Annotated in this window: 12 protein-coding genes; 6 read left to right on the top strand and 6 right to left on the bottom strand. The window is 32.6% G+C overall.

The features are described from left to right. Positions 1-206 precede the first annotated feature (206 nt). Positions 207-2930: an alanine--tRNA ligase gene (gene alaS, locus WOO_RS01725; RefSeq protein WP_014868964.1), complete on the top strand. Its 2724-nt coding sequence runs from the start codon at positions 207-209 to the stop codon at positions 2928-2930. Here the strand turns inward: alaS and WOO_RS01720 are convergent. From WOO_RS01720 to miaB, 3 genes are all read right to left on the bottom strand, one after another. Beyond that, positions 2919-5654 (bottom strand): hypothetical protein, encoded by a 2736-nt coding sequence (locus tag WOO_RS01720; RefSeq protein WP_014868963.1) that lies wholly within the window; start codon positions 5652-5654, stop codon positions 2919-2921. The two genes, alaS and WOO_RS01720, sit on opposite strands and share 12 nt — an antisense overlap. A gap of 59 nt (positions 5655-5713) precedes the next feature. After that, positions 5714-8989 (bottom strand): class I tRNA ligase family protein, encoded by a 3276-nt coding sequence (locus WOO_RS01715; protein ID WP_014868962.1) that lies wholly within the window; start codon positions 8987-8989, stop codon positions 5714-5716. 476 nt (positions 8990-9465) lie between these two features. Next, positions 9466-10794: a tRNA (N6-isopentenyl adenosine(37)-C2)-methylthiotransferase MiaB gene (gene miaB / locus WOO_RS01710; RefSeq protein WP_044135481.1), complete on the bottom strand. Its 1329-nt coding sequence runs from the start codon at positions 10792-10794 to the stop codon at positions 9466-9468. 785 nt (positions 10795-11579) lie between these two features. Between miaB and gltX the strand changes: the two genes are divergently transcribed. Further along, positions 11580-12911 carry a glutamate--tRNA ligase gene (gltX, locus tag WOO_RS01705; protein WP_014868960.1) on the top strand — a complete coding sequence of 444 codons (1332 nt, stop codon included), beginning with the start codon at positions 11580-11582 and terminating at the stop codon, positions 12909-12911. Positions 12912-13095: 184 nt separating this feature from the next. On the opposite strand, the gene WOO_RS01700 is transcribed toward gltX, so the two are convergent. Beyond that, positions 13096-14427 (bottom strand): dihydroorotase, encoded by a 1332-nt coding sequence (locus tag WOO_RS01700; protein WP_014868959.1) that lies wholly within the window; start codon positions 14425-14427, stop codon positions 13096-13098. 458 nt (positions 14428-14885) lie between these two features. Between WOO_RS01700 and WOO_RS01695 the strand changes: the two genes are divergently transcribed. Next, positions 14886-17189, top strand: a complete 2304-nt coding sequence (locus tag WOO_RS01695; RefSeq protein ID WP_014868958.1) for an ankyrin repeat domain-containing protein — start codon at positions 14886-14888, stop codon at positions 17187-17189. Here the strand turns inward: WOO_RS01695 and sdhA are convergent. Continuing rightward, complete coding sequence (gene sdhA, locus WOO_RS01690) at positions 17161-18966, bottom strand: succinate dehydrogenase flavoprotein subunit (protein WP_014868957.1); 1806 nt, start codon at positions 18964-18966, stop codon at positions 17161-17163. The genes WOO_RS01695 and sdhA overlap by 29 nt on opposite strands. Positions 18967-19952: 986 nt before the next feature. Beyond that, positions 19953-22202 carry a replication restart helicase PriA gene (priA, locus tag WOO_RS01685; protein WP_014868956.1) on the bottom strand — a complete coding sequence of 750 codons (2250 nt, stop codon included), beginning with the start codon at positions 22200-22202 and terminating at the stop codon, positions 19953-19955. Positions 22203-22733: 531 nt separating this feature from the next. On the opposite strand from priA, the gene WOO_RS01680 reads away from it, so the two are divergent. The 3 genes from WOO_RS01680 to WOO_RS04170 all read left to right on the top strand — a co-directional run bounded on the left by WOO_RS01680 (position 22734) and on the right by WOO_RS04170 (position 25900). Next, a complete protein-coding gene (locus WOO_RS01680) occupies positions 22734-22961 on the top strand; it encodes a hypothetical protein (protein ID WP_014868955.1) in 228 nt (75 codons plus the stop codon). A gap of 1459 nt (positions 22962-24420) precedes the next feature. Beyond that, the gene (locus WOO_RS04175; protein WP_232500394.1) at positions 24421-24624 is read left to right on the top strand and encodes a hypothetical protein; all 204 of its coding nucleotides are present in this window, start codon (positions 24421-24423) and stop codon (positions 24622-24624) included. Between the two features lie 1036 nt (positions 24625-25660). Next, positions 25661-25900, top strand: coding sequence for a hypothetical protein (locus WOO_RS04170; RefSeq protein WP_369336060.1), 240 nt, complete (start codon positions 25661-25663; stop codon positions 25898-25900). Positions 25901-25955 lie beyond the last annotated feature (55 nt).

Genomic DNA, 25955 nt, shown 5'->3' with positions numbered 1-25955 from the left:
TCCAAATTAATTTATGAAAATATTACTCAAATTAACAAACATCTTTTTATACTAGAGATAAACCACCTGAAAGTACAACCTTTTTACTAAAATCTTTATCTAAAGATAATTTCTGTTACACTAAATAATATATATTAAATATAGATCGATACATTGATTTTTATCCTCATTACAACTTATTATTCATAAATAACTTCAATAAAACGATGAAGCTAAACGAAATTAGGGAAAGGTTTATAAAATTTTTTGTAAATAATAATCACAAGCAGATTCCTTCCTCTCCTTTAATTCTAGAGCATGACCCAACACTCATGTTCACAAATGCTGGTATGGTACAGTTTAAAAACTGCTTCACTGATTTACAAAAAAATGAATTAGAACGTGCTGTTTCGAGTCAAAAGTGCCTAAGGGCTGGCGGTAAACATAATGATCTAGAAAACGTTGGTTATACAACTAGACATCACACATTCTTTGAAATGCTTGGGAACTTCAGCTTTGGTGATTACTTCAAAGAAACAGCAATAGAACTCGCATGGAAATTTATTACTGAAGAACTATCTCTTGATAAAAGCAGATTATCCATAACTATTTATCATACTGATGATGAATCATATGAGATTTGGCATAAAATAAGCGGTTTTTCGAATGACAAAATCATAAGAATTACAACAGACGATAATTTCTGGAGCATGGGCAATACTGGCCCATGTGGGCCATGTTCTGAAATTTTTTACGATCATGCAGAGTCCAGCTTACAAGACGATGATAGAATTGTTGAAATCTGGAATTTGGTATTCATGGAATTTAACAAGGATGAAGAAGGCAATTTACAAAAATTGCAAAAAAAATGCATCGATACTGGAATGGGTCTTGAGAGAATAGCTGCTGTGATGCAAAACGTTCACGATAATTATGATATTGATCTATTTTCTGCTATAATAAGTAAATCACAAGAATATTGTGGAAATATAAAAAATAAAGTAGCTCATAAGATTATCGCAGACCATCTTCGTTCAGCTGCATTTCTAATTGCAGAAGGAATACTTCCTGGAAGTGAAGGTAGAAACTATGTGTTACGCAGATTAATCAGGAGAGCTGCACGTTATATCCACCAGCTTGGATATAACAACCCCCTTCTTCATCACATTTTTCCGGTGTTAATAGATAGTTCAAGCTCAGCTTATATGGGAGATGTTTACCCTGAGTTAATCAGAGCTAAAAGCTTAATAGAAATGACGTTAAAATCAGAAGAAGAGAACTTTAAAGATACTTTAGTAAAAGGTATTAATCTTTTGGAAAAATTTACTGCAGATTTAAAACCAGGCGATACTCTATCAGGAAAATCAGCGTTTAAGTTATATGACACTTATGGATTCCCTTTAGATATCACACTCGATCTTCTAAAAGAGAGAAAAATAAATTTCGACCAAAAAGGTTTTAATAACGCAATGGAAGAACAGAAAAAAAGGGCACGTGTTAAATGGATAGAATCCAGTGAAAAGTCAGTTAAGCAAACATGGGTTGATTTGATTAATAAATTTGACAAAACAGAATTCATTGGTTATACTTCTAATGAAGCAAAGGATGCAAAAGTACTAGCCATAATCTCCCCTGAAAACAAAGTTATTGATTCTGCACAAAAAGGAGAAAAGGTAACTATCATACTTGATAAAACACCTTTTTATGGTGAGTCAGGTGGACAAGCAGGGGATATTGGAGAGTTACTTATTACCATTCCAGTGTCAAACACTGAGATTCAAAAAAAAAACAACCAATCATGCACTACAAATTATATTACTCAAGGTATAGTTACAGTAGAAAATACCAACAAAATTAAAGACTTATATTTCCACAGGTGCATAGTTAAATCTGGCTCAATTTGTAAAGGTGACATAGTTACAGCAACTATTGATAAAGGAAGAAGGCAAAGCTTGAGAAGAAACCACTCAGCCACACATCTTCTGCACTTTGCACTGAGAAAAACCTTAGGTGATCAAATTACCCAAAAAGGCTCCTTAGCTGCATCAGATAGATTAAGATTCGACTTTAGTCATAACACTCAAATCACTCAAAATCAGCTATTTTCAATAGAAGATATGATAAACTCCTTAATAAGAGAAGACCTCTCCACATTTACAAAAATTCAGAACATAAATCAGGCAATGAACGAAGGAGCTATTGCGTTGTTTGGCAAAAAATATGATAATCAGGTTAGAGTTGTAAACATTGGAGATTCGAAAGAATTATGTGGTGGAACGCACGTGAAACGCACTGGAGAAATTGGTTTGTTTAAAATAGTAACAGAATGTTCTATTGCATCTGGAATAAGAAGAATTGAAGCTTTAACTGGCCAAGAGGCAATTAATTATGTACGTAATAATGAAATTAACTTAAAAAAAGTTGCAAAATCCATAAAAGCGCCAACAAGTGAAATAATAAACCGACTAAATATTCTAAATCAAGAATATAAAGAATCCAAAGCTAAAATAAAAAGCCTTTATAAAAAACTCATAGAAGTAGAAAACATAAAAAGCACTAAAATAAATGGGATATATTTTATAAGTCATGCTTTTACTGACATTCCAGTAAACATAATAAGAGAATTTGTCCTGCAACAACAAAAACCAAAAACAATAATAGCTTTTACAGCAACTGGAAAAAACAAAACACTTTTACAATCCTCCATCATTCCAGCAACATACACTGAAATAATGCCAAGTGAAGTTGCTAATTTCTCACTAAACAAGAAGCCCAATAAAACAGTTCTGATTGTAAAAATAAGTAAAGACCTAACTGATAAAATCAGTGCAAAAGAGTTAGTATCTACCATAACTGGAAGAGACTGTGGTGGAAATGTTGAACTTGCTCAAACAAGCTGTAATAGCAGTAGTGATATTATCATAGCTATTTCTAACTACTTAGCAAGATAGTGTATTATATGGTAGAGCTTGTTGTTGTACTCCTATGTTACAAAGTTCACTCAACTTAGTTTTTACCGTCTCTTCTGCTTCTCGATAGATGTTCTTACCTTCATTAATCAGTGTAAACTCAATATCCTTAAAAAATCTATTCCACATACTACATAAATGCTCTTTTATTTGAGGCCATATGTTTTTTTTAAAGGTCTCTCCATCATCAGAAAATACATTACCTAATAAAGCTCCTACTTTCTCATAACTTGATTCAAAATATTGAAGCAATGTCTCCACCTCCTTATAAGTACTATGTGCCGAATCTAACGCTTTTCCTTCTACACTATTTTTATCTCCGATAGCTGATAACCCAAGCTTATTATAATTCAAAGCAATCTGTGCAGGTTTTATCACCTTTCTATATACCCAACTCCAACCCTGATCTAACAAATTATTTTTATAATCTTTCGATATATTTTTTGGTACATTATTTACTATACTTTCCATTAAAATACCTATCAAAGGAGACAATAAAGCCTGACAAAAATGTTTGATATTATCTTTTGTTTTAATCACAGGATACTTGATACATTTTTCTGCCAAACAGCATTCAAGTTCTGCTCTTTCTAATAACTTCTTGATTTCCTCTTCATTAAAAGCCTCTTGCTTACATACCTTAAACAAATCGTCTTCTATTACTGCAAATCTTATTTTTTCGCGAGACGTTAGTTCTTCCCTGTAATCGTTTTCTGTTTTCTCATTTATCAATAACCCCTCTTTCTCTAATCCTAATCGTTCTAATGTTTCTAGAATTTCTTGATTATTTTTCAAGCATAACTCCACTAACTCTATACTTAAAGATTCCTTCTCTTTACTATTTTTCTCACTACCCAAACTCTTATTCTGCTTTTCTATCACTTTCTTCAATTCTACAGGTTGCGTTAAATATTTTCCTATCTCTTCTCGATAAGAAACTATCCTATTCACTAAAAGTTCTTCATCTTTTTCATCAAATAGCATGAATGCGCCAGTATTATCTTCTATGTCCCTTATACTCTTCCCTTGCTCTTGAAATAAACTTTGAGTTTTACATTTCGCTATTTCTGAATACATTTTCTCTACCAAAAGGTTTACTTTGTGATAAGAACACATATTTATATTCAAGTCACAGAATTCACTAAGTAGACCCTGCTTTACATCAATCGTTAAATCTGATTGATTTAATATAACTTCAGCTTTTCTTATTTTCGATTTTATTAATTCTCGATAAACGTATTGATTAGTAAGTTCAAATTTAAAAATATCCTCAAGTCTTTTTCTTAGGTTATTGCTTACTGAATTACTATTCTTTCTCAAGGCTTTATATATCTTTGGGTACATCATCTTTAATTCCTCTTTTATCTCATAATACTTTCGTTCTCCTTTTTCTTTCAACCCTGCAATCAAATTTCCAGCCTTAGAGACAGCTTTTTTTGTTTCCTGAGGATATATCTCACTATAAACACCAATTATCCCACCAGCCACACGCTGTTTCCACTTTGCTCTAAACAAAGGAAGTGCACCATTTCTTAAGTTATTTGATATTTTTAAATCCTTTATTATCATCTCTTTCTCAGTCGGTAACTCCTTACCTTGACTCTTCAATTCCTGTTCTACTAATATTTCTCTCAGTCTTTCTTCTATATTTAACCCTCCTCTTTTTTCTCTTTCCCTTTGTGCGATTTTGATTGCCTGTATAAAGGCAACTTTATAAGCATCCTGTATTAAGTAACTTGTCAACTTAAAATCTACACTATCCACCACCTTCAATCTGAACTCATTCAACAACTTTCTTAGCTTATCATATGTAATATCCTTTTTTTCCAGTTTTACCAGTTTTTCAATATTCTTTGCAAATTCTTGAATTGACTTCGCAACCACATTCCTAATCTCACTATACAAACGCACAAGACCATTTTTTAAGTGGACATTGGCTGACAGCTTCAGTATAGTACTATGCTCTGCATCTTGTGTAACAAACAGATTACTATTTTCATCTTCATATAAATCTTTAAGCAACTGTTCAAATTGTGGTGGGAACTTAATCTCCACATTCCACGCAATGTTCGGATTAAAAACTTCTATCTCATGATTTGTTTCATGAAAAGATACTCTAATATTTCGGTGCTTATTATGATACAACCCAATTCTTATTCTAAAAGCAGCAATCAAAGAATGAGATAATTCTCTATTTAAAAAATAAAAAGTCGCTAAAGCGAACATTGCAGGAATAATTAATGCCATAAGCGCAGCCATATTAACAAGAATCACTATCATAATAAGAACACCATATGCCAATCTCTTTGGTACACTTTTACCTATTTCACTTTTTTTTGTTTTATTCTTCCTAAAACTGATCTGTGTTTTATCGTCTACCTTGAATCTGTTATACATGACCAATACTAATGCAACAGAAGCAACATAAGGAAGCATCAAAACCGACAAAGCTAAATTTAATATTCGTTTTTCTGGGCAAGCACTACTTATTTCTTTGAATATTTCACTTGATACATTATACCAGGAAGTAAAAAAATCAGAGTTATAACCTTTATAATGAAATATACTCAGCGGGATACTAAAATCAACAACATTATCCTTCTTCTTCAAATTATCCTGCTCTCCTAAAGTAACAACAGACTCTTTTTTATCTAAACTACCCCCATTATAGTCATTTAAGTTATCAACTTTAACAGCTATATTCATACCGTAACCTCATTTGAAGCAACTTAAGTGTTGCATAAATAATGATAATTTTCAACTACTTAATAATTTAATCTGACACCAATTATTAAATTTTGATATTCCTTAAAATAGAAATCGGCTTCTATTTCTACACTAACCTCTAAAGATGAGGCAAGAGTTTGCTCTTTTATATACCCACTCCATGTATCCACCGCTTTTTTAATTCCCTCATCCTTTGTTTTGACTATTACTCTAATTCTATCGGATATATGAAAACCAGCTTGTTTTCTAGTTTCCTGAATAAGCCTCACTACATCTCTCGCAAGTCCTTCTAGAATTAATTCATCATTTAGTTCAGTGTTTAAGACAACAACCCCTTTGTTGTTATCAAATACAGCAGAATATTTTCTATTTACTTTTAGTAATAGTTCATACTCACCTTTTCCTATAACATAGTTTTCTAACTTATCCCCTAAAAATACTTGTTCATCTTCAATCTGCCTCCATTTCCCCTCTTTAACATATTGAACTAGCTTCTTGATTTTGTTTGGGATCTTCTTTCCAAGTAGTGGGAAATTTAGTTTTAACTCTAATGATGCAATATCTTCAAGCCTGTTTACTAATTCTAAGCTTTTTATATTCACCTCATCCTTTATCATCTCCTGATAATTATCTTCAAAAAAACCACAAAAAAATTGATGATAAATTGTCATGCTGCTAAGTGGTTGCCTGATACGCATATTAAAAGTATTTCTGATAGAAAGTGCAGCATTGCACACCTCTCTTACCAAATCCATTTTGATAATAAACTCACTATCATACTTTTCTAACTGTGGAAAATCAGCTAAATGAACAGATGTTTCTTCATACTTAAGCCCCTGCCATATAGTCTCTGTTATAAACGGCAATAAAGGAGCCGCGGCTTTTAATATATAATAAAAAACTGTATATAAGACATTATAAGCATCAATTTTGTTCTGGTCTAGACCACTTTTCCAAAAACGCCTACGATTGCGACGAATATACCAGTTATTTAGCACTTCAAAAAAATCTATCAGAACTTTGCAAGCTCCTTGAGAATTATAGTTGTTCATAGAAATTTGGATGCTTTCTATAGCTTCAAAACACTTAGAGATCATGTAACAATCGATAGTACTTTGATAATCTTTACAAACTTCAGCTTTAATTTCATCTGCATTCGCATACATAGTAAAGAAGTGATAACTACTCCAAATAGGTTTTATCACGTTCCTTAAGACATCTCGTATCAAGTTTCCTTCTTTATCAAGTAGTAAATCACCACCACAGACAATGGAATTAGACAGCATAAGAAAGCGCAGCGCATCAGAACCATACCTATCAAAAACCTCCATTGGGTCTACATAATTATTTAAACGCTTAGATAATTTCTGTCCTTTTATATCCAGAACTACACCGTGACATATGCAATTCTTAAATGGTTCACTGTCAAACAAAGCAGTGGATAACACAAAAAGCGTATAGAACCACCCTCTTGTTTGCGCTATATATTCAGTTATAAAATCTGCAGGGAAATTATCTCTAAACCATTTCTTATTTTCAAACGGATAGTGGACTTGTGCAAACGGCATTGAGCCAGACTCAAACCAGCAGTCAAACACGTCGGATATACGGCGCATAACTGATTTTTTCGTTGGATCATCAGGATTTGGTCTTGTTAAAGAATCGATAAATGGTCTGTGCAAATCATCTATTTTAACATTAAAATCTCGCTCCAGTTCTGCTATTGAACCATACACATCCACTCTTGGATACCTTGCATCATCCGATTTCCATACAGGAATTGGTGTACCCCAAAACCGATTACGTGAAATTGACCAATCATGTGCTCCTTCAAGCCATTTTCCAAATTGACCATCTCTTATATGATTTGGTATCCAATTAACTCTTTTGTTTAGCTCCATCATCCTCCTCTTAAACTTTGTCACAGCAATATACCAAGAGGGCATAGCACGATAGATTAAAGGAGTATCAGTTCTCCAGCAGTGTGGATAATTGTGAATATATTGCTCAGTTTTGAACCAGTTTCCTTGTTTCTTCAATTTCCTTATTACCATATCGCTGGCATCAAAAACATGAACTCCAGCTAAATCTGGAACTTCAACAGTAAATTTACCACTATCATCAATTGGACAAACGGCTGGAATATTATGACCATGGCAAAGGTAAAAGTCTTCTTCACCAAATCCAGGAGCAGTGTGCACAACACCAGTACCATCTCCTCCTATAACATAATCAGCAATAAAAATGCGAAACGCATTTCTTGTACCCTTAAAGTAATCAAACAGTGGTTTATAAGAAAGACCTACAAGATCATTTGCTTTAAGCCTTATATTACAGTCTTTATATGTAATATTATTTTTTTCACAGTAATCGATAAATCTTTCTAAGTAGCTTTTAGCAAAGATATATATCTCATCACTCACTAAATTTCCTTTATTACTCTCCATTGTCATTCCAGTGTCTTCCATAGTCTTAGCACCTCGACACTGAAATTCAGAAGTAGATTCCAGTGTCACATCCTGGAATGACACTAAGGAACGAACTAATACCGCACAATATTCAATATCTTTCCCTATTGCTAAAGCTAAGTTACTTGGTAACGTCCAAGGGGTTGTAGTCCAAGCAAGCAACTTACATTTTTGCTTCAATTGCTGTGGATTCTCCAAAAGCTCAAATGCAACAGTGACAGCCTTGCTAGTCCTTTCTTTGTAAGAGTTATCAAGTCTTGTTTCAAAATTAGATAATGGAGTTTCACATGCCCAGCTATATGGAACAACGCGTACTGATTCATACACTAAACCTCTATCATAAAGCTGCTTAAACGCCCACATAACTGACTCCATAAACGATTTATCCATGGTTTTATAGCCATTATAAAAATCTACCCACCTTGCTTGCCTATTTATATACTTCTTCCATTTTAAGGAAAATTTCATCACAGAAGCACGACAATAGTTATTGAATTTCTCAATACCGAATTTTTCCACTTCAGTTCTGCCGGATATTCCAAGTTCCTTTTCTGCACCCATCTCAGCTGGTAGCCCATGGCAATCCCAACCAAATCTACGTTCAACTCTCTTTTGTAGCATAGTTTGATATTTTGCAAATGCATCCTTTATAAAACCAGTAAGTAAATGTCCATAATGAGGGAGCCCATTTGCAAATGGAGGTCCATCATAAAAAACAAAACAATTATCTTTAGAACGTTCTTCAACCGATCTCTCAAAAATTTTGTTCTCCTGCCAAAATTTTATGATTGCGTTTTCTAATAAAGAAAAATTAGGACTACTAGTTGTACCAGGATAATGCTTCATGCTCGCTTTACCGAATAAAGCTTAAAGAGTATAGAGCTTTGCAAAAAATTACAAATCCAAAAAAATGTAAATCATATCTCTATAAGAGTTAATTTATTGATAAATATTAATATACCAAATATATTTAAGAAAATAACTATGCCTAAAAGTAATAACAAAAAGACAATCTTATCAGGGATTTCATAATGCTAATAAAAGCATCGGCACGAAAAATCCAACTCATAATTTACATTTTTATGAGAACAACAATTCCAGAGAAATCCAGGCAACATATCATAAACGCAAAAGAAAAAAATTAATGATAACCTAAAAGTACCCTATACGAAGCTTCATATATTGGCATAACAAAGAATTACAATTACTATAGTATCCAAAAATAATTGACTAGAGGTAAACGAAAAAAAGTACCTCTCTTATTTTAGAGCAGTACTTTACTTCAAGCAAAAGGATAATTTTCCAACAAATGGCTAATAGAGCTAATCATTAAAACTTATTCCTAATAAACTATTCTGCCAAGCTTCTAGTACTTTCACATTTACTATTTTATCTCTATATTTACCTTCAGGATCACTCACACACACTGATTGCATATATGGGCTTTTACCAATAATTTGGTTTTGGTGTTTACCTTTTTTATCACTAAATAAAACAGGTATAGCTTTACCTACCATGCTCTGGTTAAACTCAAGCTGTTGCTTATTAATTAACTTCCGTAAACAAAGAAGACGTTCTGTTTTAACTTCTTCTGGCACTTGATCTTCCTTTTCTGCTCCTGGCGTACCTGGTCTTGGACTATATTTAAAGCTATAAGCTTGAGCATACCCTACTTTTTCCACTAACTTTATAGTTTCCTCAAAATCTCTCTCAGTCTCTCCAGGAAAACCAATAATAAAATCAGAAGAAAATTCAATTTCAGGTTTCAATTTGCGAAACCTATTTATTATTTCTAAATACTCCTCTACAGTATACTTCCTATTCATTGCACGCAATATTTTATTTGAACCTGACTGCACAGGCAGGTGAATAAATGGCATGAGTTTTGGTTCTTCTGCATGCGCCAAGTAAAGGGATTCATGCACATCTCTTGGGTGAGAAGTCGTATAGCGGATTCTTTCTAGCTTTTCAATCTTGGCGATACGACTAATCAATTTCCCTAAATCCCACACATCCCCTTCGAATTCTCCACGATAAGCATTAACATTTTGACCGAGCAAATTGATTTCCTTCGTTCCATTTGCAACTAATTTCAGCGCTTCACGAAATATTTCATTCGCTGGTCGTGAATATTCAACCCCACGAGTATAAGGTACTACACAAAACGTACAAAACTTATCACAACCCTCTTGTATGGAAAGAAATGCGGAAGATCCTTGGCTATTACCATAGCATTCACCTGGCAATTTATCAAATTTTGCAATTTCAGGAAAATCAGTGTTTACTACATGGTTTTTATCTCTACTTGCCTTAACTATCAGCTCTGGTAAGGTAGCAATACTCTGTGGACCAACAACAGCATACACGAACGGAGCTCTCCTGAACACTTCTTTTCCTTCTGCTTGTGCTACACATCCAGCTACTACTATAATAACTTCCTTATTCTTTCGCGATAAATAAATCTTCCCAAGCTCTGAATAAAGCTTTTCTACCGCTTTTTCTCTAATGTAACAAGTATTTAGTATTACCAAATCAGCTTTTCCTACATCGCTAACAACGTTGAACCCCAAAGGCTTAATCATATTTTCCATTAAAACGGAGTCATAAATATTCATCTGACAGCCGTAAGTCTTGATATACAAACCTTTCATCTCACACTTCTTGCAAGTTGGCACATACTCTGATATATGAAGTGCAACCGTGTAAGCACTGCTATTTAAGGCATCATAAAAAGCCACCACTAAGCAACTAACGCTAGAGATTTAACAAGCAGTTACACAATGAAAACTCAACTTCAATATTGATACTCACACAACATCATTTCCACTACAACCTTCATATAAGTAAAATTATACTAAAAACTAGGTTACTTGTCAAGTATTTAGATAACAGAATTTATAGTTACTATTTAAGTAGCTCAACACTAAAATTCAGAAAAAAGAAATACAGATTTTACCGTCACGTGCTGAAATAACACCATTTATTGTAAAAACAAATGGCCGCACACGAATTGCCTTAATATCTAAGAAATCTACTAAGTAAAAAAAGACAAGAGAAACTTTAGAACTATCTATTTTTAGCATAGGCGTTTTTGAAAAGTCTTAAACACTTTATAAGTACATTCCCAGCCTGCATAGACAAAAACTAGAAATTTAGGTAAAATTTATAAAGATATAAAGCACATATAGTACAAAAAGTTAAACGTAAGACACAAGCTACGTAATATTTCCATCACTTACCTTGTACAAGTTAAAGATAATTGAAATACCTTCACTATCACAATAAGAAGACTGGCAAAGTCTGTTAAATAGTTTTGCTTCGTATCTCTATTAGCTACTTAAACTCTTTTAGTAAACAAAGTATTTACACAAACTTAAATTGCTTTTCTTGCTTTAGTTGCATATTTATATAAAATTAAAAGAAGCTAGAGACATAAATGCTAACAAGATTCGCCCCAAGCCCAACTGGCTATCTTCATGTAGGGAATATTCGCACCGCACTTATCTGCTGGATGTATACACGCAGTCAAAACGGAAAATTTCTGCTTCGTTTTGACGATACTGACTTCCAGCGTTCAGATATCAAGTATATAAATAGCATCATACAAGACTTGCAATGGGTTAATATAGATTGGGATTTAAATTTTAAGCAATCAGAGCGCTTTGAGCGCTACAACGAGGTGTTTTTGCAGTTAGTAAAAGAAGGGCATATTTATACATGCTATGAAACAAGAAAGGAGCTAGATATTAAACGCAAACTGCAACTAAAACGTGGACTTCCTCCCATTTACGATAGAAGTGCACTATTTCTAACTAAGCAGGAGAAAGCTAGTTATGAGCAAGAAGGACGAAAACCATATTTTAGATTTAAGTTGGATAGAAATGAAATCGTTAAATGGGACGATGAAATTAAAGGTAAAATAAATATTGCAACTAGTCACATCAGTGATCCTATAGTAAGAAGAGAAGACGGAATTTATACATATATGCTACCCTCTGTCATCGATGATATTGATTTTAATATAACCCATATCATACGTGGGGAAGATCATATACCTAACACTGTAGCGCAAATACAAATAATACTAGCATTAAAAACAAAAGCTCCAACGTTTGCTCACCTTTCTCTGCTACATTTCAATGATAGCAAGATATCAAAGCGAAAAGGTGGATTGGACATCAGACTTATCAAAAAAAATGAAATTGAACCAATTACGCTCGTTAGCTATTTAGCAAAGCTTGGAACATCAGATCCTATTAAGGCTCATGTTGATATGCAATCTTTGATTGACTCATTTGACATTAAAAAATTTAGCTCAGCATCTACCCGATTTAGTCTGAGTGAAGTATATAAGCTAAATAGTAAAGCTCTGCAGCAGATGCCATTTAAAGCGGTGAAAGAGCGTCTAAATCAAATCAGAGTAAACTCTTCGGAGTTTTGGTATTTTATAAGAAGCAATATAGAAAAGTTTTCGGAGGTAGCAAAGTGGTGGCAAATATGCAAATCCGATATAGAACCTGTGATTTTTGATAAGGAGACTATAAAAATTGCGCTCAATGTATTGCCGCAAGGTGATTGTAATGAAAACACATTATCAGAATGGGTTAAAGCTATTCGAAAGGTAGTGGATACAAAAACAAAAGACTTATTTATGCAGCTTCGTTTAGCTTTAACAGGCACAAAAACAGGTCCTGAACTTGCTAAGTTGTTAGTTTTTATTGGTAGAAAAAGGATCGTTGCAAGATTAAAAAAAGTAAAGGATAAGTAGTAGCAAAAACTATGGAAAGAAAGTATACGGAATCCTTAGAATTAATCAAATATAGTGAAAAGAGTCAGTGTTTTTACACAGCATTTAATACTCACAATAAAATTATCAAGCTCAAAAAAGTTATAAATTAACATAAAAATGAAAATTTTATATAGCTATATGAGTAAGCTTTCTGTGAAAAGAATCATTCATGTGAATATACGGTTTTACCGGATACAATAGTGCGCACTGTGTACCCTTTTACCTTGCGTTTATCAAAAGGAGAATTTTTTGATTTACTAGCAAAACTATCAATCTTAATTTCCCATTCGTGATTCAGGTCAACTAAAATTAAGTCTGCAGCGAGGTTCTTTTGTATACGACCGCGTGGTACATGTATTATATCCGCAGGCTTATATGTAAGCTTTGCTAATACATCAAACAAACTCATTTGCCCACTGTGATAAAGTTCAAGTGAAAGGGGAAGAATTGTTTCAAGGCCCACAATGCCAAATGCAGCGTTTTCTAACGGTAGATCTTTAGAATCACGATCATGAGGTGCGTGATCAGTTGCAATACAATCAATCACACCTGTTTTTAAACCTTCAACCATAGCCAAACGATCTCCTTCAGAACGAAGTGGGGGGTTCACTTTTGCGATTGTTCCATGTCGTTTTACTATATCCTCAGTTAAAGTAAAGTGATGAGGAGTCACCTCACACGTGACATTTAACCCTAAATCTTTTGCACGTTTAATCACATCAAGCGAATCCTTTGAGGAGATATGCAAAACGTGATAGTGCACGTTTTCCATATCTTTCATGAGCAGTATATCACGACTTACCATAATCGATTCTGACGCACTTAAGATTCCCTTTACTCCCAATTCTTCAGAAATCTTACCTGCATTGATCGCTCCACCTGCCGATAAATTTAGATCTTCTGCATGTTGAGCAATAGGAACGTTCAGCATACTTGAATAAAGCAGTGCTTGTCTCATAACCATTGGATTCATAACTGGCATACCATCGTCAGTAAATCCAACTGCACCTGCTTCTTTTAAAAGTGCCATTTCAGTTAATCTTTCCTCCGAAGTGGTAATTTTAGCATAGAATTCAACGTTCACATGTGAAGTTTCAAGCGCTCTACATTTCAAATACTTAGCCAAAATAACACTATCTATTGCTGGAACAGTATTAGGCTGACAAACTACAGTTGTCACACCTCCCGCAGCTGCAGATTTGCTGCCTGTATATATAGTTTCTTTATGCTCTTGGCCTGGTTCACGAAAATGTACATGAACATCAATAAGACCTGGCATCAGAACAAGTCCTTCGCAGTCTACCATCTCGTCAATTCCACTTGGAATTCCATCTAAAAGCAATGATTCACCAAAATCAACTATTTTACTCCCTTCAGTTAGCAGTGAGCCTTTTATATCAAGTTTAGTCTCTGGGTCAATAATACGAGCATTTGTATATGCTACTTTATAATTTTCCTTCTGCCCTACTTGCAATAAACTCCAAGTTTCAGTCATAGGTTTACATATATTAATTATTCATTAAATTTAAAGTTTTTTTAATAAAACACAATCAAATTAAAATACAAGTTATATGGATAAAGTCTTATCTTTACCTTTTTGAAAATAACATATACCATAAAGCTACCATTTTCATACACACAAAAATAAAGTTTAATTATCACTTTTTGACTTTTTTGAAAACAACTTAAGCTAAAGTAATTTTGAAACCCACCTTAGCTAGGTTCATTCTTTTTTAAGATTAAAAGGTTAAAATAGCAGTGAACATTAAAGTGGAGTTTATAGCTACAATGACAAATCTTCTAATAAAAACTAATTTTCTACTTTTCTACCTTATTTTGATAATACATACAATATTTAGCTAATTTAAAAATTTAATTTAACTTTTTGTTATTATTTTCAACAAAATAAGCTTCCGTACTGATAACTAAATAGCTTTGATATTGAGGATTTACATGGGTATAGACATAAATGTACTAATTACTAATACGAATAAATTAAAAGAATACATAGATAAAAATGAAAGGCGAGAGCAGGAAAAAAAAGACAAGCAATCATACACTGCTATAGAGAGAAAGGTAAAAAAAGAAGAGTACAACCGCGAAAAACCAAGAAGTCAAGATAGAACTATCAAGAAGGGCAAAAGGTTAATCAAAAAAGGTGCTAGCCCTGAAGTATTGACTAGATTAAGAGAATCACTTAGAGAACAAGAAAAATATTATATATACTATATCCGGAACTTTCTTCTAGAATTAAATAGAAAAATATCGAAAGAACTAGACCCTATAAAAAAGGAGAAAATAAGACAAGCAATTTCTGAAATTACTTACAATAGCAAACATTGCTTTAATAGTACTGCTACCCACAAGCAAAACAATCACAGGAATAGTGAAAATAGTGAACTAGAAAATGGCTATGGCAGCGATATTGAAAATGATCATAAAGTAGAAACAAACAACATAATAGTAAGTAATAGTACTCAATTATTGAAAGCAATTAAAAATCAAAATGATAAAAAATTTAAAAAACATCTAAAAAATTGTATGGATATTAGCAGCATAAAAGATAAGGAAGAAAAGAATACTTTATACTTCATTGCATTCTTAAAAAGGAAACAGAAACTTAAGTTCCTAGGTACCCTAATTAAAACGGTTAGCAGAAAAAACTCAGCACAGTCCATTTGTAGCAAAGATGATGGAAAGACTCCTATTCAGGAGATATTAATCAACAAGATAACAGAAGAAAAACATGAATCCAATATGATCCAGAATAACAATAACACGCTTAAGTTCTTCACAAAACTGTTAAGACATAAAACCAACTATAGTAATTTAGAATTATTTACAGAAGAATTACAAGGCTTAAAAGAAGAGCAAAAGGTATACTATCATAATTTCTTAGAAAAATCAACAGAATTAATAAAACAACCTAAATCAGAGCAAAAACCTGATATAGAAAAAAAAATTAAAGATATTATAATACGCACTATAAATATTTTAGATATTAATAGTAATTATTTATTACATTCAGCAATTAATAATTACGATAAAAAACTTTTTAAAGAATTGTTACAAAAAGGGTTGGATGTTAGCTTTAAAGACATAAATGGTAACAACGCCCTACATTTAATAATTTCAAAATTGAAAAAAGAACAAAAGCTCGAATTCCTCAATATATTACTAAAAGTAGGTCAAAAAGAACAATTTATCGATGCCATAAATAATAGAAAGAATCAAGAAGGGCAAACACCTTTTCATAAACTACTCCAGTACATACAAAAAAAGAGTGAAAAATCTTCACTGACAAGTTTTGAGAACACTAAAAGATATAAAGCCTTAAAACTACTATTAGAAAATGGTGCTGACATCACTGTTAAAGATAGTAATAAAAGGAATGCTCTACACTATATTGCTTCACTTAAAGGAGAACAAAAGGTTGTATGCTTAGATTTAGTAGTAAAAAGCACAAATATACCTGAGAATAAGCTAAGTCAAGCTATAAACGCTAGTAATGGTAAAAAACAAACACCGATACAAGTAGCGTTAATTTCCAAGGCAGTAAAAAGTAGACATAATCTTCCCAATCCTAGAAATCGTGATAACACAATCAAGTTCTGTGTAAAATTACTGCAGAATGGCGCTGACCAAAAACAATTAATATTGCCTAAACTATTATGGAATAGAGAGTATTATCAAACTATAAAAGGAATAGAGAAGTCAATGGGTAAATTGCTTATTCCAGATAACATGAGAACTAACTTAAAACTTAATTTTGGTAAGAAATTTAAAGTACGTGATATTGTGAAGCGTGTCAACAATGTTGCCTATAAAGTAATAATAACACTTATATTTGCTGCTCTAACCTGTGCAGTAGTATTCAGTGCTGCTCAGGGAAGTATTACAATTACTACTACATCATCTACTATAGCAGCTATAGGAATCTGTTACCTCATCTGCTTCAATTTAGAAAACATTTATGAAAAATTTAAAAAAGCTAAAAGGAAATTTACTGGAGAAAAACAAATTATACCTCAAGGTAAGATACCAAAAAATGATACACAATACAATAATTCTTCCAAAAGAATAAAAAATATACCTAATGGTTTAGAAGAACAAAAAACGCAAGAACTGCAAGACCAGTCAAAATATATTGAAAGCCCACCTAGTTTTAAAATAGAAGGCATATCAATATCCCAATTTACCAAGGAACTATTAGAATCCAACAATCAATTTAATAAATCCTCTCTTCTGGCGCTATGAAGTCAATCTCATCACTCAAAGTTTTTTCAGCAACTTTTTTATAATCAATTTTCACATTAATTTCGCCTTCCTCTTCTTCAAGCCACGCCATAGTGTGCTTCATCCAATTCTTGTCATCACGCTTAGGAAAATCCTCACGAGCATGAGAACCTCTGCTTTCTTCGCGGTTAGCTGCGCATTCCATAGTAATAACTGCTTGTGGAACCATATTAGCGAGTTCTAGTGCTTCAACTAAATCGCTGTTCCATATCATACTGCGATCTTCAATTACAATATCAAGCATCATTTTTGCTACTTCTTTTATAGCTTTCTTACCTTCTTCTAAAACTTCAGCAACACGAAATATAGATGCATATCTTTGCATAGTGTTCTGCATTTTATTGCGTATTTTCGCTACTTTAAGCCCTCCAGAAGCAAATCTCATCTTATTGAACCTATCTACTATCCAATCTGTACAATCTGAGTGCAATTTTCTATGTGGTGTATTGAGCTTCAATTTTTCCTTTGCTCTTAGCGCTGCAGCTCTACCAAAAACTATAAGATCGAGAAGCGAGTTAGAACCAAGTCGATTTGCACCGTGTACAGAAATACATGCTGCTTCTCCAATTGCAAATAATCCTTCTACTATTTCTTCCTTACCTTTTTTCAACGTGATCACTTCTCCATGATAATTAGTTGGAATACCACCCATATTATAGTGAACAGTTGGAATAACCGGTATTGGATCTTTGGTAACATCAACTCCTGCAAAAGCCTTTGCGGTTTCACTAATTCCTGGAAGCCTCAGTTTTATTACTTCTGGATCAAGGTGTGCTATAACTAAATATATGTGATCTTTCTTTGGTCCAACTCCTCTTCCCTCTCTAATTTCAATTGTTATTGCACGACTTACCACATCGCGAGAAGCTAAGTCCTTTGCCTTAGAAGCGTAGCGCTCCATGAATCTCTCACCTTGAGAATTAATAAGGTACCCACCTTCTCCTCGACATCCTTCTGTCATCAAGCATCCTGAGCCATATATTCCTGTTGGATGAAATTGCACAAACTCCATATCTTCAAGTGGCAACCCGGCTCTCACTACCATACCATTACCATCACCTGTGCAGGTGTGTGCACTTGTTGCAGAAAAGTAAATACGCCCATATCCACCTGTTGCTATCACCACTGCATGTGCACGAAATTTATGCAGTGTACCATCACATAGTGACCAGGCAAAAACTCCACAGCACATTCCGGTTTTATTGTCCATGATTAAATCAATCACAAAGTATTCAACAAAAAATTTAACATTGAACTTAAGACACTGCTGATATAGAGTGTGAAGAATTGCATGCCCAGTTTTATCTGCTGCTGCACAAGTACGCTGAGCTGATTTTCCTTTACCAAAATGAGTTGTCATCCCTCCAAAAGAACGCTGGTATATTGTGCCTTTTTCCGTGCGAGAAAAAGGCACACCAAAATTTTCAAGTTCAATAACAGCCTTAGCAGCGTTTTTACACATATATTCTATTGCATCTTGATCACCAAGCCAATCTGATCCTTTTATTGTATCATACGCATGCCAGCGCCAATCGTCCTCAGCAATATTCCCTAAAGCTGCACTGATTCCACCCTGCGCTGCAACTGTATGACTGCGCGTAGGAAAGATTTTAGAGATGCAAGCAACTGAAAAATTAGTGGCAGCGATTTCAAGTGCTGTTCTGAGTCCTGCTCCACCTGCACCTACTACCACTACGTCATACTCATGCTCTATAATCGCGTACGCCAACTTATCCATATTTGCTTATTCATAACTACAGACTTATAATATCACAGGAGTAGAAAAAATCTATATTAGTTTTCTAGTATCCGTAGATAAAATTAATTGAGAGTTGAGAACACTGCAGAACTTAGAAAACGAGTTATTTAGGCACTTAATTTATTGTAATTAGCATATGTTACACCAAGGTCTTCGTGCCACTGGGTTCTTTTTGCAAAACTTTCATCACCAAATTACTTGGTTTTATATGCTTATGAAAAAACTTAGAATCATGCAACAAACATATTCCATTGTTTTAACCTGTTTATAAGCTTAACTAAAGAAATATATAGCCAATCCAACACCAAGAAAAAACTGAGTACAATACCAATCAACCACCACTACATCCATCTTTTCTCTTCTCTGATTTAGCTTAGTCTGTCCATACTACCACAAATGTGGCTCTTGCTTTTCCTCGAGCTAAATAACCCAATAGAACTTAGCCCTTTTTATTCTGAAAGTTTATGTAAGTATAAAGTCCTTCATCCCAATTCCCTCATTAAGCTATTAACATAATCATTTATTGCTTATTTTAAATACTTCATCACATCTTCTAGTGGGTTATTCATCAGGATTTTACATAAAATGAAGCAGCATTTTGTGTACTACCACTTCTCTTGATATCTTCGTGTTATAAAGCGCTGAAAATATAGCACGTATTTCTTACATGTGAACCACTTACCCATTAAAATCTGTAACAAGTAACAAACTCTATTTCATCATTATCAATAAAGTTTATTATTAAACCAATACTTTTTTCGTTACTAGCTTAACAAATTTTTACAATTAACTTAATCATACGTACCCTTATTCTGATTACATCAATAACATAATAAATTCTGTTAAAAGTCAAAAATTTAGCTAATAAATAATATATCTTATGAAGTTTCTATGAATATTATAGAACTAACTGCAGAGTAAACGAAACATTATCCAATTTTGATCAACATTTTGTAACAAATCTGTTAAAAAAAACTTACAGGATCAACATCTACTACAACTGTGGTACTTAAATTTAAGTTACAGCTTTGAATCCAATATTTCAGCTTCTTTTGTACGGATAAACAATGTTTATTATGTATCTTTAGTAAGATCCTATACCGATACTTCTTATTTAAGAAATTTACTGCTGCCGGCGATGGACCAAGAATTTCAAATTCTTTTCTTCTAAGTTCTGGTATCACACACTGAAATGGCAATAAAGAAGGAGCAATAGTTAAACACTGATTATGCAAAAAGCTAGCTATTTTGCTTGCTGCTTTTTGTGTTGCAATCTGATCTTTACCACAAACTATAAGTGCTATCAACCTGCTAAATGGTGGCATTTGAGCTTTAGATCTCAACTCAAGTTCAAGTTCATAAAATAAGTCCCTTTTTTGATGCTGCAATGCTTTTATTATCAAACTTTCAGGATTATTTGTCTGCACTATTACCATTCCTTTTTCGTTAAACCTTCCAGATCTTCCTGCAACTTGGTGCAATAACTGATACATTTTTTCTGCTGCCCTTAGATCAGAATTCTCAAGACTTAAATCTGCATTTATTACCCCAACTAAAGTTAATTTAGGAAAATTGTGTCCCTTAGCAATTATCTGTGTACCGATTATAACATTCACTTCTTCCTTCAATATTAAGTCAATAACATTACTCACTGACTTCTGATCACTACTTACGATCACAGTTTTTGCGTTTGGTATTAATTTTACTGTTTCCTCAAGTAATCTTTCAATCCCTACACCATAAAGAAACAATGGCTGTTCACTTTCGCAATTAGGACATTTTTCTGGAAGGGTTAATTGATAAGAGCAATGATAACATAAAAGAACATTCTTTTTTTTGTAATACGTAAGCCAAACAGAACAATTTAAGCAGGAAATTTTGTATCCGCACTTTTTACAAACTGCAAGCTGAGCATACCCTCGGCGATTTAAAAAAAGCATAACTTGCTGATTTTTTTTTATAGCTCGTTCTATGCCCTCAAAAAGCTGATTGGAAATCCACTGCTTATTATTTCTCATGTCTACTACTTTAATCAGTGGCAATTCTGCATCACCAAAACGCTTAGCTAACCTTACATAATTATAATTACCGTTTTTAACATGATGAATGGTTTCAAGCAATGGAGTTGCTGACGATAAAATTATTGGAATATTTTCAATTTTAGCTAAGACTATTGCCATATCTCGAGCATTGTATATAGTTCCTTGCTCTTGTTTAAAAGATGAATCGTGCTCTTCATCAACAATAATTAATCTTAGATTCTTATAAGGCAAAAAAAGCGCTGACCTCGTCCCTACAATTACCTGTACATTTCCATTCGCTACATTAAGCCAATTATTGCGACGAGTTTTTGGAGTGAGCTCTGAATGCCACTGAGCTAAATTTCTTGATACTTGATCGCAGATACGATTTATCAATTGCGAAATTAAAATAATTTCAGGTAGAAGAATTAAAACTTGTGCATTACGCTCTTCAGATGTCATTTTAACATTTTCTGACGTCATCCTAGCATGCTCATCTACAATGAAGCTTTCTAGATTACATCGTCTTGATACTAAAGTAACATCATTTTTGTTAGAAAGCAATCTTATATTATAACATTCATACAATTGCATACTTGACACTAATTTTCTTTCCTGAATTCCAACGTCTGCACACTGAAATGACAAAGTCTGAGCAGCACCTAGAACGGTAGATGGACTACTATAATTCTTAATCAATTGCGCAACTACAGAGAGATAAACTTCTGTTTTTCCAGATCCGGTTTCACCATCAAGTAAAGTTACTGAATACCCATTCAAGTTGCTTATTATTTTATCACTAGCTATTTGCTGCTCGGCACTTAATCGGCAGCTTATATTACTTATTTCCTGTTTCTGCTCAGTACAAACCAATTTGTTTACTTGGTCCACCTTTAACACTCCCCCCATTATCATTTTGGCAAGCATACCGATAGGTATTAAATTATATCGTGCAACCCACTCTGCAAATTCAATCAATTTTGGTCTAATGTTTGGTAAATCAATCTTTTGCTCAATAAATTTCAATTCTCGATTGCCTTTGCCGCCATATTTCCAAACTATGCCGATTAAGCGTTTCTTGCCAAATGGCACTACTACATAATCCCCAATTAAAATTTCAGTATTTTCCTTAATTGCATATGAAAATAACTGGTCAATTGTAAGTGGTAGCAGTACGTCAACCGTTCTTATCATAGCAACCTAAGTTTAGCACTATTTTGAAAGCTTTTGCTTAATTTTTATGAGCAAATTAATCTTAACTAATGTTATGTAAGTTTGTTTCGCTAAGATGATAAAACACACAAGAAACTCATATATAGAAATCAATAGAATTTTCTGAACTTCATAAAAATTTTATGCAGAACAGAAAATTAAGCAAACCGAAAAAACAATTATTTGAAATGAATGAGAATTTGAAGAGAATACTTCAAAACCATATTAAATATACTTAGCAATATGATTAACAAGAGAACCCTTGTTACACGCAGTACCAATTGCTTGGATGCTCAGTATTTGCTTTTATACATGGCTAAATTACTATCAAAAAATGAAAGTAAGAAGAATATCTGTTATTGCAGGCAAATTAATATACGAAAACAAGCACAGCTTAATTTTCTGTTATCTAAATAAAATAAACCAAAATGGTATATCATCTTGAAAGATATATTTGCTTAATATATCTCACTATACTGAGATGAAAATAAAATTGCTACAATTATAATTATTATGACTTTCAGTGAGAAGCATCTCAGTCAAGACCAGGAAAATGTAAACAAAAATATCGTAGGAAAAGCAGAGTATTTTCAAGTAATAAAGAAATATGTAGAAAACATACAAAAGGTTATCTGCTTTCCAGTGGTCATAGAAAATTGGAATAATAGTAATGTAAATAACTTCAAAGAAGCATTTCAAGGTGTATTATCTTTCAGTTTCTCTAATCAGTTCGATATATAAAAAACAGAAAAGATAAACCAGAAGTACCTACTACCACTATAACTTACTACCAAAATCTAAACCTAACTTTAAAAACAATAATTGATGATTTAGGTTACCATATTGCAATATTTACCAAATCATTCCAATCAAAAGTGAGTAGCAATGTTGAATCATCAACTGCAATGATAAGCGGACTTAAGAATAACTCACTATAAACAATATCGCTGCACGATCATCCGTTTTAATTTTCACATAACAAAAACAACTAGTAAATAGGAGCTTATAGATGTTCACAAGTAAAGTAACTTCACCTTCAACATATTTCAAAAAAACACACACAAATAGAAATAACAAATTGAAACAAAAAAAACAAAGCACCCAGCAACTATTTTGCAGTAAAAACAATAAAATGTATAATTTCTCGCAAAAACAGTCTTTAGAAACCTTTGCAAGGGAATGAATAAAATAGACCTAATTACTATTTGATGCTGCAGGTACACACTAGATACAATGAGAATCGTATCTAAAATCACTGCTATCAAAGTAATTACAACAGTTGTGTTATTAGAAAATCACAGGTACAACATTAGGTAGTATAGTATATATGGTATCTTACAAACATAATAATAAACAACTTTCATACCGAAACCACTACAGAAGTGACATATTACAAAAAGCTTATCTACAACAAACTGGACTCAGTTTTTTTAATAATTGTATGCTATCAATTATATATAAGTTCCCATTTTCTAAAGCAAAAGATGATTTATAAAAATTTAAAGGCAGTTTAAATAGAATATTGCCAATTACTTCTGATTTTCAATTTTAAGTACACACAAATAGAACATTTACTGTTAGCATTAACTAAAGATGTGATTGTAAATGATGTCCATCAAGATAAGCATCAATATAAACAATATTCTATCAAGATATAGATATAGTGTCAAAATTAATAGCTATTATGGTAATAACATAACAGGTCCTCTAGAAGATACTTCTGAAATGATCATCAATAGAACTAGGCCTGATTCATTATTTCAACGCATAAATACATATAGTCGTAATATAAGCTTGTAGCCTAGAAAGAAAAAATAAATAGTAAATGTTCTAGTAGAAATTTATCTAAACAGATCTATATACTGAGGATCTATTGCAGAAACAAAATACAAAGAATTCTAATTTAGTTTATCATATATCTAATATAAAATGTTCAAATGATATATATGAACACACTACTAATCATAAAGAAAAATTTGATAAAAATAACGATATCTCTACTATAGTAAATAAAGATAAGCTATTATAAAAATGAAAAAGCTCTGCAAAGTTATTGCAAAAATTTAAATGATTATGCGAAGAAGTAAGAAAAATAGACTATGTTATCGTTCGTGGTTATGAATTAGAACGTACTATAGAAATCTTATTAAGACATAAAAAATAATTTTCTATATGTCAGGGACTAAATATTGGTAAAACTATGATAGTTGAAAAAGATTTAGCATTAGGTAGTGCCTCCAATACGCTGAAGTCCAGCATAATTTATGCTTTAGATTTAGGTTCATTCCTTGCAAGAACTCCCTATAGAGGAAACTTTAAAGAGAAAATAAAATCTATAATAAAAACAATCGAGACAAAACCTGGTGCATCCTTTTCATCGATGAAATACACACACTATTACTGAAGCAGATTCAACAAGTGGTAACTTTCTTGATGCTACTGGTAATCCATTTAAACTTGTACACATATTGCATCGTATAGGTACAACTACATACAGAGAATACAACAATAGCTTTGAAAAGGACAAAGCATTAGTAAGAAGGTTTCAAAAGATTAATATGAAAGAATCTTCTGTTAACGAGGCAATAAAAATACTAAACGGTACAAAGTCCTACTATGAAAGTAGTAGTATATTATACAAAACACGCCATTAAGGCTGCAATTAAACTTTCATATAAACATATTAGTGGTGCAGACATTATCTGATAAAGCATAGGCATATTACAATTTACAAAAGAAAACAAACGAAAAATTGCAAACAGCAAAGATATCAAGAAATTATCACTAGGATTACAAACATATTTTATAGATCTGAATTTGATAACATACAAAAGTCAAACCTCTAAAAGAGAATCTCGAGAAGATAATTTTTGGTCAAGGGTAAGCCGATAGAACCTCTTGTTAATTTCATTAAAAATGCTAAATTCGAGCTGAAAAATTATAATAAACCTCTAACTAATTATCTCTTTACAGACCAACAAGCATAGGTAAAACTGAACTTATGAAAACAGCTAGCAAAAATATGAATATGAATCTTGTACATTTTGACATATCCAAATATAAAGTATCTTATTCAATATCTAGAATAATTAGTTCCCCCATGGATATATTATAAGTTATAACCAAGGTAGACTGTTTACAGAAAATGTATCTAACAGTCAATATAATGTCGTACTTCCTAATGAAATCAAGAAAGCTCACAAGCGATATTTATTAATATATTACTACAAATCATAGATTATAATTGTATTATAAGCACCTACAGGCATAAAGTTTTAACTTTACTAATATAATTTTAATTATGACAACCAACATAGAGATATCTGAACGCAGTAAAAACTCCATTAGTTTTAAATATAAGGATCTTAACATTGGTGATAGCAAAAAAGCAATAGAGGCAGGTTTTTAGTCATGAATTCCATAATCGTCTCGATGTTGTTATTTCTTTCTCTGACTTAAATATAGATATAATCCTGCATATTATGGATAAATTCGCTCATGAACTAAAAACACAGCTCATGCAAAAAGACATAATCTGCTCAGTGAAGGAAGAAGTAAAATTTTACCTTATACAAACTGGCTACAGTAAGGAAATGGGAGCAAATCCAATAAAAAGACCAATTGGAGAAGAAATAAAAAATTACTTAATTAAGAAAGATACTGAATTAGTAATTAATTAAAGGAAAAAATTAAGGATTTATATAAATAAACAAGTAAATAAGATTACTTTTAATA

Origin of the sequence: Wolbachia endosymbiont of Onchocerca ochengi (assembly GCF_000306885.1) — a bacterium.
Lineage (GTDB): Bacteria > Pseudomonadota > Alphaproteobacteria > Rickettsiales > Anaplasmataceae > Wolbachia.
The sequence above is the reverse complement of the archived record's forward strand: the minus strand, read 5'-3'. Positions and strand labels throughout refer to the sequence as shown.